This window comes from Myroides injenensis M09-0166 (genome assembly GCF_000246945.1).
GTDB classification, from domain to species: domain Bacteria; phylum Bacteroidota; class Bacteroidia; order Flavobacteriales; family Flavobacteriaceae; genus Flavobacterium; species Flavobacterium injenense.
Window position 1 is genome coordinate 1 of sequence record NZ_BAEX01000105.1, and the last position, 10,476, is coordinate 10,476.

Sequence of the window (10,476 nt, forward strand, 5' to 3'; positions counted from 1 at the left end):
ACACGTAGTATTTTTGTCCCTGCCTTTTTACTTTTTAGGTAAGAAGTGTAATGTAGATGTCAGTCTTTGTAATGTTTGAATTTTAAACTTTTTTAAAATATCTTATTGTAAAAAATAGGATAACGGTGTTTTTTATCTATTGTTAAAATTTTAATAATAAGCTTTATTTTAGGTGTTTAAAAAAATATTTTTTAGTTCTTGAAAGCCTTATTTTATGCCATGTGTGAGCGTTTTTATAAACCGTTGTTGCAGTGTTGTTCGAGAACTGTTCGGGAAAACACTGTAAAATGGGGTGCTGTTCCGAAGCAGACCCGAATAAAACGCTTGTAACGATGATTAAAAGTGGGATTGGAAGAATTTCAAAATGTTAAAAGTAGTGTTAATGAAAAATACTAGTACAAGTAAATTAGTACTTTTTACTATCTATTTACGAAGTATTTGATAGCTTTGATTTTTGAAATAAATATCTTGTTATATGTTGATATATAGTGTGATATGTAGCAAATGTACAAAAAAATAAGATGTTTTTGTTGAAATAGAATCAATTAATGATGTAAAATATGAGCAAAAAAGAGAAGTTCTTAGATACTTCTAAGAACTTCTCTTTTGTAAATTAGTCAATTCATTAAATAAATTGATTAATCAATTTTAAATGTAATCACAGAAGTAGGAGAGTGATTTACTAAGTCTTCACTTATACTTCCATTAAAGAAGTGTGCTAATCCTGTTCTGCCGTGAGTTGCAATTCCTATTAAATCTGCGTCTATCTTTTTTGAAAAATTGATAATACCTTTTTCAATATTCATATCATTATAGATAGATAAGTCATATTCTTCTTTCGTAGTATCTTGTAAGAACTCATCTAAAATTTCTTCAGCTACGTGAGTAGGTTTGAAATTATTAGGTGTATTAACCATTAGTAAGTGAAAGTTTGCACCAAGAAGTTTGTTGAATTTTAATGCTTTCTTAAACGAATCTTTCATACCATCTGAGAAGTCAGATGCAAAAACGAAATCTTTTATTTCAAATTTATCTACTTCTCCTTTAATCACTAAAACTGGGATGTCTGAGTTTCTAACAACTTTTTCTGTGTTAGACCCAACGAAATATTCTTTTACTCCACTTGCTCCATGTGACCCCATAACGATAAGGTCCACTTCATTGTTTTCTGCAGATTTCGTAACTCCTAATGATGTTCTATCAAGTATTAGGCTAGTAGATACTGGAATTCCTTCAAATATTGCTGAGTTGGCTAATTCTTCTAATTTTTTATCAGCAGCATTTTTGAAAAACATAACTTCAGGAATAGGAGTTCCTCTGTTGATACTGTCGCTACCTTGTTGTGGTAAATCTAAAATGTGTAGAAGAATAATTTCAGCTTTAGATTTCTTAGCAATAATAGTTGCTGCTTTAACAGCATTATATGCTTGTTCAGAAAAATCGGTAGGTACTAGAAACTTTTTCATGGTGATTATATTGTGTTTTTTGTTTAAAAATTGAACAGTTTTAATGATTAAATAAAGTTAAGATAATAATTATCAATAGACAAAGTTTTATTTGTAATAAAAATATTTGTATATTTGTGCAGTTATTTATTAAAAAATATTAAATAATGAGGGGACTAGTATGTCCCCTCTTTTTATAGCAATATGACATTAAAAGAAAAAGTACAAGTATTAATTGATCAGGCATTTGAGGAGTATCCAACTCTTTTTTTGATAGAATATAAAATATCACCTGATAATAAAATTGTAGTAACAATTGATGGAGATCAAGGAGTTACGTTGCAAGATTGTATTAATGTAAGTCGAGCTATTGAGCATAATTTAGATCGCGAGGAGGAGGATTTTGCTTTAGAAGTAGCGTCTGCAGGAGCTGCAACACCTTTGAAATTATTAAGACAATATCCAAAAAATATTGGAAGAAAACTTAAGGTGATAACTTTAGATCAAGAAAAATTTGAGGCAACACTTGAGGGAGTTGTTGATAATAGCATTGTATTAAAGTGGAAAAGCAGAGAACCTAAACCGGTAGGTAAGGGTAAGATTACAGTGGAAAAGGAACAAATAATTCCTTTTGAGAATATAAAAGAAGCTAGTGTTATAATTTCATTTTAAAAAACAGAATATCACATGGAGAATAGAGATTTAGTAGATTCATTCTCAGAATTTAAAGACGAAAAAGATATTGAGCGTGTTGCGCTTATGGCAATTCTTGAAGATGTATTGAAAAATGCCTTGAAGAAAAAATATGGATCAGATGATAATTTTGATATTATCGTTAATCCAGATAAAGGAGACTGTCAGGTATTTAGAAACAGAATCGTTGTAGCTGATGGAGAAGTAGAAGATGAAAACGCTGAGATTTCTTTGTCTGAAGCTCGTAGAATCGAATCTGATTTCGAGGTTGGAGAAGAAGTTTCTGAAGAAGTGAAATTAGAGGGGCTTGATCGTCGTGCTATTTTGGCTTTACGTCAAAATTTATATTCGAAAGTTACTGAGCATGATAATACATCTCTTTATAAACAATTTAAAGATATCGTTGGTGAAATATATTCGGCTGAAGTACACCACGCTAGACCAAAAATTGTAATTTTGATGGATGAAGGTAAAAACGAGATTGTTTTACCTAAAGAAAAACAAATACCTGCTGATTTTTTCAGAAAAGGTGATACTGTAAGAGGTATTATCGAGTCAGTAGAATTAAAAGGTTCTAAACCTCAGATTATTATGTCTAGAACTTCATCTAAGTTTTTAGAAAAATTATTTGAGCAAGAAATACCTGAAATAGAATCTGGTGAGATTACGATTAAAAGAGTTGTTCGTATCCCTGGAGAAAAAGCTAAAGTTGCAGTAGATACATATGATGATAGAATTGATCCTGTAGGAGCATGTGTTGGTGTGAAAGGATCTAGAATTCATGGTATTGTACGCGAATTAGGAAATGAAAATATTGACGTAATTAACTATACTGATAATACTGAATTGTTTATTAAACGTGCTTTAGCACCAGCTCGTATTAACAAAGTGGTAATTAATGAAGAAACTAAAAAAGCTAACGTTTATTTAGATTTGGAAGAGGTATCACGAGCAATCGGTAGAGGAGGTCAGAATATCAAGTTAGCAGGTATGCTTACGGGATATGATATAGATGTAATGCGTGAATTAAACCCAGAAGATGATGATGTAGAATTAAGAGAATTCAAAGACGAAATCGAAGATTGGGTAATTGAAGAATTTGAAAAGATTGGTTTAGATACTGCGAAAAGCGTATTAAACCTAGGTGTTGAGGAATTAATCAAGAGAACTGATTTAGAAGAAGAGACAATAAATGATGTGTTGTCTATTCTGAGAGATGAGTTTGAGGATTAATATTATAATTTTTAAGTAAAACAACACAACACAATTAATACACTAAAAAGATAATATGTCTGAAGAAAGAGCAATAAGAATTAATAAAGTTTTAAGGGAATTAAATATTTCTCTAGATAGAGCCGTAGACTTTTTGAAAGGCAAAGGGCATGAAATCGACGCTACACCAAATGCTAAAATTTCTAAAGAGGAATACAGTGTTTTGTGTAAACAATTTTCTGCTGATAAGGGGAAAAAAGAAGCTTCTATGGAGGTTAGTGAAGAGAAAAAGAAAGAAAAAGAAGCATTGAAAATAGAGCGCGATAGAGAACTTGAAGAGAAAAGAAAACAAGAAGAAATTCGCATTAAACGCGAACAAGAAATTATCAGAGCTAAAGCACAAGAAATTGCTGCAATAAAAACTGTTGGTAAAATCGACCTTGATCCTAAAAAACCTAAAACTTCTTCAGAAGATGTTAAGAAAGTAGTAGATGTTGTGCAGGATAAAAAGGTGGATGCGCCTAAAGCAGAACCTAAAAAAGTAGTAGAGAATAAAGCTTCTGAGCCTAAGAAGGAAGCTAATAAAGTTGATGTTAAAGAAGCAACTAAAATAACGAATACAGAAAAGCAAGTGGAAGCTAAAAAAGAGGTAGAAAAACCACAACAGAAGAGTTTTGTTGAGGGTAAGGAAGCTTCATCTAAGAAACAAGCAATTAAGAAAGTGGAGCAAACTGAAAAAACAGCTGATACTACTGAAACTGCTGAGGCGAAGTCGGGTGAAGAAGTAATTAAAACTAATTACCAAAAGCTTTCGGGAACAACTTTTACAGGACAGACAATTGATTTATCTCAATTTAATAAGCCTAAAAAGAAAAAAGAGGATCCTAAGAAAGGAAATCATCCATCTAACGCAAAGGATGGTGCAGCAGGTAAAAACAAAAGAAAGCGTATTGCTAAACCTAACACAGAGGGTGGAAATACGACTAATACTACTGATAATAAGAATACCAATAAACCTGGTGGTAATAATAACCACAATAATAAACCAGGTGGTGGTAACAATGCTAATAGAAATGGCGGTGGTAAATTTGGTAACAAAAATAACCAAAGAAGAAACACTACTCCAATTGTAAAAGCTGAACCTACTGAGGAAGAAGTTAAAAACCAAATTAAGGAGACTCTTGAACGTCTTCAAGGTAAAGGGAATAAATCTAAATCATCTAAATATCGCCGTGATAAACGTGATGTTCACCGTAAAAAATCAGATGACGAGCAAAAAGCATTAGAAGCTGGAAGCAAAACATTAAAAGTGACAGAATTTGTTACTGTAGGTGAGATTGCAACTATGATGGATGTGCCAATTACTAAAGTTATCGGTACTTGTATGTCTTTAGGTATCATGGTTACAATGAATCAACGTTTAGATGCTGAAACATTAACTATCGTTGCTGATGAGTTTGGTTATGAAGTTGACTTTACAACTGCTGACATTGATGAATCAATTGAGGAAGCACCAGATAGACCAGAAGATTTAGTTACTCGTGCTCCTATCGTTACTGTAATGGGACACGTTGACCACGGTAAGACATCTTTATTGGATTATATCCGTAAAGCCAATGTTATTGCTGGTGAGTCAGGTGGTATTACACAGCATATTGGTGCATATGGTGTAACATTAGAAGGTGGTCAAAAAATTACTTTCTTGGATACTCCAGGTCACGAGGCGTTTACTGCAATGCGTGCACGTGGTGCGCAGGTAACAGATATTGTTATTATTGTAATTGCGGCGGACGATGATATCATGCCACAAACAAAAGAGGCAATTAGTCATGCTCAAGCAGCTGGTGTACCTATTATATTTGCTATTAATAAAGTAGATAAGCAAACTGCTAACCCTGATAAAATTAAAGAAAAACTTGCTGCAATGAACTTGCTAGTAGAAGAATGGGGTGGTACTTACCAATCTCAAGATGTTTCTGCTAAAAAGGGTATTGGAATGAAAGAATTATTAGAAAAAGTTCTTTTGGAAGCTGAGATGTTAGAACTTAAAGCAAATCCTAACAAATTAGCTGTAGGTACTGTTGTTGAGGCATTCTTAGATAAAGGTCGTGGATATGTTTCTACAGTTTTAGTACAAGGTGGTACTCTTAAAGTAGGGGATTACTTACTAGCTGGACGTAATCACGGTAAAGTTCGTGCAATGCATGATGAGCGTGGTAAAGCAATTAAAACTGCTGGACCTTCGACACCTATCTCTGTATTAGGATTAGATGGTGCTCCAACTGCAGGTGATAAGTTTAATGTATTTGAAGAGGAAAAAGAAGCAAAACAAATTGCTACTAAACGTACTCAATTAATACGTGAACAATCTGTACGTGCTCAAAGACATATTACACTTGCTGAAATTGGTAGACGTATTGCTTTAGGAGATTTCAAAGAATTGAACATTATCTTAAAAGGGGACGTGGATGGTTCTGTAGAGGCATTATCTGATTCATTCTCTAAATTATCTACTGAAGAAATTCAAATCAATATTATTCACAAAGGTGTAGGTGCTATTACTGAATCTGATGTATTATTAGCTTCTGCTTCAGACGCTATTATTATTGGATTTAACGTTAGACCAATGGCTTCTGCTAAACAATTGGCAGATAAAGAAGAAATTGATATCAAAACATACTCTATTATCTATGCTGCTATTGATGACTTAAAAGATGCTATGGAAGGTATGCTATCTCCAGAGTTGAAAGAAGAAGTTACTGGTACTGCTGAGATCCGTGAGTTGTTTAAAATTTCTAAAGTGGGTACAATTGGTGGATGTATGGTTACTGATGGAAAAATATTCCGCAGCTCTAGAATCCGCTTAATCCGTGAAGGAGTTGTAATCTATACAGGAGAGCTAACAGCTTTAAAACGTTTCAAAGACGATGTTAAAGAAGTTGCTAAAGGATATGATTGTGGTATTCAAATTAAGAATTACAATGATATTAAAGAGCTTGATATAATTGAAGCTTTCCAAGAAGTAGAGGTTAAAAAGAAATTGAAATAATATTATTCAATAGATATAAAAGGGAGATGATGTTAATTATCTCCCTTTTTTTATGTCATTATGACATTGTTTTAAAATGGCTTATAATTTGATTCTTTATTAATAAAAGTATTACAGTTATGATTTGGATTTTTATGATTGCCATTATGGCAGCAAGTTATTATGTTCAATATAAATTAAAGTCTAAGTTTGAAAAGTATTCAGAAGTACACCTTCAAAATGGAATGAGTGGTGCTGAGATTGCTCAAAAAATGTTATTTGATCATGGAATTAGAGATGTAAGGGTTATTTCAACACCTGGACGTTTGACAGATCATTATAACCCAGAAGATAAAACGGTTAATTTGAGTGAAGCAGTATATAATGAAAGAAATGCTGCTGCAGCAGCAGTTGCAGCTCATGAGGTTGGACACGCTGTCCAACATGCAAAAGCATACCATTGGTTAACTATGCGATCTAAGTTAGTTCCTATAGTTAGTTTATCCTCTAATATTGTTCCATTTGTACTCTTAGGTGGTGTATTAATGATTAAGACTTTTCCTAGTTTATTATTGATTGGGATTGGATTGTTTGCTATGGTGACTCTATTTTCATTTATTACTTTACCTGTAGAGTATGATGCAAGTAGAAGAGCTCTTAAATGGCTACAAGATAAACAGATTGTTACACAAGGTGAATATGCTGGGTCTAAAGATGCCCTGACTTGGGCTGCTAGGACTTATGTAGTAGCTGCTATTTCATCATTAGGTACTTTGTTATATTACATTATGATATATATGAATAGACGTTAATTAAATAAGTTATACATATAAAATAGAAAAGCGACTCAGGAGTCGCTTTTCTATTTTATAATTATTTCAATTAATAAGGGGATATGATCTGATATCTTTCTTGCGTCTTTTATGTCTTCAAAAGATTGGAAGAAGTATATTGGTTTGAAATCTATGATCTCAAAGCTACTATCGGATAAGAAGAAATTATCATATTCAGACGCGAGGCAATCATCATTTATACATTTTTGTCGTAAACTAGTTTTTTGATTTTCAAACACGGGTTTATATCCTAGCTTTTTGAGGGGATTAAAGACAGTATGAGTTTGTGGAGTATTAAAGTCACCTGTAAAGATTAGATTTTTGTCAGGATATAAATCGGGGTAGAATTTAAAGTATTTAATTTCTGTTTCTGGCTGATGTTTTTTAGGTAAAGCGTGAAAACTGAATATAGTAAGTTCTTTACCTTTATAAGTAAAAGTGGCCATATATGGTTCTCTTTCAATATCATCTTTATGGAAAGTGTCAAGTGAAGCCTTTGTTTTTAATTTTACTCTCGATGTTTTCCAAAAGTAAGCATAGCGTTCTGATCGATATGGTGAACTATCTGTAGGATCTGATAACGAATATTCCCACTTAACTCCAGATGATGTATTGAGTTCTGTATGTATTTTAGCAACTGTTTTTGCTCCTGAAGGGTTAGTAACAATCTCTTGAATAGCTATAATATCAGCATTTTTCATTATATCAGCTATAAATTGTATATGCTCATCTGTTTTACTCTGGCCTACATTTTGTAGATTCCACGTCATGATTTTTAGTTGTGCATAGGTTGTTTGTATTGTAAGTAAAGTAATGAATAATGTTAAGGAAAAGAATGACCTTTTAAGCATGAATTAAATAGTGTTAAAGTTATAAACTGGTATATATTAAGGGATATTTATAGAATCAATTTGTAAAAATGCCGTATTTTTACGTTTCATTTGTGCTATAGAAACTATTAAGGATGCCAAATGTAAACATCTAATCTTAGTAAATAAATTAAAGTGAAAACATTTTCTTCTATCAACGAATTTAAAACGGATAAAAAAGTAGTGGCTACATTAGGAACCTTTGATGGTTTACATTTAGGTCATCAAAAGATTATTAATCGTTTAGTAGATTCGGCTAAAAATATAGCAGCTGAAAGTTTAGTTCTTACTTTTTTCCCTCATCCACGTATGGTTCTAAAACAGGATCATAATATCAGATTGCTGAATACGCTTGAAGAAAAAGAATATTTATTAGCATCTTTAGGATTAGATAATTTAGTGGTTCAAAAGTTTGATTTAGATTTCTCTCAATTATCTGCCGAGGAGTTTGTGCAACGAGTTTTGGTAGATAAGTTTAATATCTCTAAGATAATCATAGGATATGATCACCGTTTTGGAAAAAATAGAACTGCCGATATTCATGACTTAATAGAATTTGGTAAAAAATATGGTTTTGAGGTGGAGGAGATTAGCGCTGAGGAGATTGACCATGTCTCTATTAGTTCTACGAAAATTAGACAAGCATTAGAAGAAGGAGATATGCGATTGGCAAATGAATACTTAGGTTATGATTACTTTTTTTCAGGTGTCGTAGTACATGGCAAAAAGTTAGGTCGTAAATTGGGATTTCCAACAGCTAATATTTCCATTTCAGAAGATTATAAGTTAATTCCTAAGAATGGTGTATATATAGTAGAATCTGAGATTGATAATGTTATGGTAAAAGGAATGATGAGCGTTGGGGTAAACCCTACTTTCGTAGGTCATCCATATACTATTGAAGTAAATTATTTAGATTGGGATGGCGATTTATACGATAAAACGTTAAAAGTTCGTATCTTAGACAGGATAAGAGATGAACTGAAATTTAACAATCTAGATGAGCTAGTTGCAAAATTACATGAAGATGAGCAAATAACTCGTAAATATTTTGAACAGTATGTGGAAGAAAGCTCTTCAACCAATTGATAATTCACCGTTAATTATCTTTCGTATTTTTTTTGGATTTTTATTTGCTTGTGAATCTTTTGGAGCAATTGCTACTGGATGGGTTAGAAGCAATTTAGTTGATGTTAATTTTACTTTTTCCCACATATATATGGACTTCCTGCAAGTATTAGTAGGTCCTCAAATGTATGTCTATTTTGCCTTAATGGGAGTTGTGTCACTTGCAGTAATGTTGGGTTGGCGTTATCGGTTAAATATTATTCTTCTTACAATACTTTGGGCTGGAGCCTATTTTCTACAAAAAACATCTTATAATAATCATTACTATATGTTGATGATTGTCTGTTTTTATATGTGTTTTTTACCTGCTTCAAGTTATGCGTCCTTAGATGTGAAGGCAGGTCGTGTAAAGAAATTGCTCTATATGCCTAGATATATTTCCTGGATTTTTATTTTTCAGGTGACTATGCTTTATGTTTATGGGACAATAGCCAAGTTTTATCCAGATTGGCTTGATGGTACGTTCACTCGCTTAATGTATGAAAGTGCCAATATTCCTGAAATCTTTAAAGAAGTCTTTACTCAGAAGTGGTTTTACATAACGATTGCTTATTTAGGGATAATTTTTGATGGGCTTATAGTTCCTATGTTATTATGGAAACGTACACGTACGTTAGGGGTAATAGCATCTTTAATGTTTCACTTATTTAATTCTATTACACTTCATATAGGTATCTTTCCATATTTCGCATTAAGTTTTGCTGTCTTTTTCTATGAACCTGAGCAAGTGAGAAAGTTCTTTTTCAGAAAGAAACCACCATTTGTAATAGATGAAAATATCAGTAATTATCAAACAGCTCATTTTCTTTCGAAATGGCAGGTGATTGTAGTAGGTGTTTTTATGTTTATTCAACTTGTATTACCTATCCGTTTTCATTTTATCAAAGGAGATGTTTTGTGGACGGATGAAGGACATCGATTAAGTTGGCGTATGATGCTTCGTTCTAGAGGTGGATATACTAATTATATTGTAGAAGATAAAAAGTCAGGAGAACGTAGATATTACGATTTATCGGCTGTGTTAACACCTAAACAAGAAGCTAGATTAACTTCCCCAGATATGATATGGCAAATGGCGCAACGTATAAAAAAAGAATATGCGGAGAAAGGTGAAGATGTAGCTGTATTTGCAGAAAGTTATGTATCAATAAATAGAAGACCATATAGTCAATTTGTTGACGAAAATATCGACTTAGGTAGCGTGTCATGGAATTATTTTACGCATTGTCCTTGGATATTAGATAAACCTTTTTAAAATATCAAGAAAA

The 10,476-nt window shown here is 32.4% G+C and carries 8 protein-coding genes; 6 read left to right on the forward strand and 2 right to left on the reverse strand.

The genetic code is table 11. The annotated features are described in order from the left end of the window. Positions 1-638: 638 nt before the first annotated feature. A complete protein-coding gene (locus tag RH98_RS13620) occupies positions 639-1,466 on the reverse strand; it encodes a universal stress protein (RefSeq protein WP_010255985.1) in 828 nt (275 codons plus the stop codon). Positions 1,467-1,649: 183 nt separating this feature from the next. Between RH98_RS13620 and rimP the strand changes: the two genes are divergently transcribed. From rimP to RH98_RS13640, 4 genes are all read left to right on the forward strand, one after another. Beyond that, positions 1,650-2,117 carry a ribosome assembly cofactor RimP gene (gene rimP, locus RH98_RS13625; protein WP_010255987.1) on the forward strand — a complete coding sequence of 156 codons (468 nt, stop codon included), beginning with the start codon at positions 1,650-1,652 and terminating at the stop codon, positions 2,115-2,117. A 15-nt stretch (positions 2,118-2,132) separates the two neighbouring features. Then, positions 2,133-3,371 carry a transcription termination factor NusA gene (gene nusA / locus RH98_RS13630; protein WP_010255989.1) on the forward strand — a complete coding sequence of 413 codons (1,239 nt, stop codon included), beginning with the start codon at positions 2,133-2,135 and terminating at the stop codon, positions 3,369-3,371. Positions 3,372-3,426: 55 nt separating this feature from the next. Then, positions 3,427-6,399: a translation initiation factor IF-2 gene (infB, locus tag RH98_RS13635; protein WP_010255991.1), complete on the forward strand. Its 2,973-nt coding sequence runs from the start codon at positions 3,427-3,429 to the stop codon at positions 6,397-6,399. Positions 6,400-6,518: 119 nt separating this feature from the next. Further along, positions 6,519-7,190, forward strand: a complete 672-nt coding sequence (locus tag RH98_RS13640; protein WP_010255993.1) for a zinc metallopeptidase — start codon at positions 6,519-6,521, stop codon at positions 7,188-7,190. Positions 7,191-7,240: 50 nt separating this feature from the next. Here RH98_RS13640 and RH98_RS13645 read toward each other — a convergent pair whose 3' ends face one another. Further along, positions 7,241-7,981, reverse strand: coding sequence for an endonuclease/exonuclease/phosphatase family protein (locus RH98_RS13645; protein WP_010255995.1), 741 nt, complete (start codon positions 7,979-7,981; stop codon positions 7,241-7,243). Between the two features lie 234 nt (positions 7,982-8,215). On the opposite strand from RH98_RS13645, the gene RH98_RS13650 reads away from it, so the two are divergent. Together RH98_RS13650 and RH98_RS13655 are read left to right on the forward strand one after the other, a co-directional pair. Next, the gene (locus RH98_RS13650; protein ID WP_010255997.1) at positions 8,216-9,169 is read left to right on the forward strand and encodes a bifunctional riboflavin kinase/FAD synthetase; all 954 of its coding nucleotides are present in this window, start codon (positions 8,216-8,218) and stop codon (positions 9,167-9,169) included. Next, positions 9,141-10,463 carry an HTTM domain-containing protein gene (locus RH98_RS13655; RefSeq protein ID WP_010255999.1) on the forward strand — a complete coding sequence of 441 codons (1,323 nt, stop codon included), beginning with the start codon at positions 9,141-9,143 and terminating at the stop codon, positions 10,461-10,463. Before RH98_RS13650 ends, RH98_RS13655 begins: the two co-directional genes overlap by 29 nt. Positions 10,464-10,476: the final 13 nt, after the last annotated feature.

What these genes read in the sequence shown, in the direction of transcription:
- RH98_RS13620 (WP_010255985.1), bottom strand. Translation starts at nt 1,466, where the DNA reads ATGAAAAAGTTTCTAGTACCTACCGATTTTTCTGAACAAGCATATAAT.
- rimP (WP_010255987.1), top strand. Translation starts at nt 1,650, where the DNA reads ATGACATTAAAAGAAAAAGTACAAGTATTAATTGATCAGGCATTTGAG.
- nusA (WP_010255989.1), top strand. Translation starts at nt 2,133, where the DNA reads ATGGAGAATAGAGATTTAGTAGATTCATTCTCAGAATTTAAAGACGAA.
- infB (WP_010255991.1), top strand. Translation starts at nt 3,427, where the DNA reads ATGTCTGAAGAAAGAGCAATAAGAATTAATAAAGTTTTAAGGGAATTA.
- RH98_RS13640 (WP_010255993.1), top strand. Translation starts at nt 6,519, where the DNA reads ATGATTTGGATTTTTATGATTGCCATTATGGCAGCAAGTTATTATGTT.
- RH98_RS13645 (WP_010255995.1), bottom strand. Translation starts at nt 7,981, where the DNA reads ATGACGTGGAATCTACAAAATGTAGGCCAGAGTAAAACAGATGAGCAT.
- RH98_RS13655 (WP_010255999.1), top strand. Translation starts at nt 9,141, where the DNA reads ATGTGGAAGAAAGCTCTTCAACCAATTGATAATTCACCGTTAATTATC.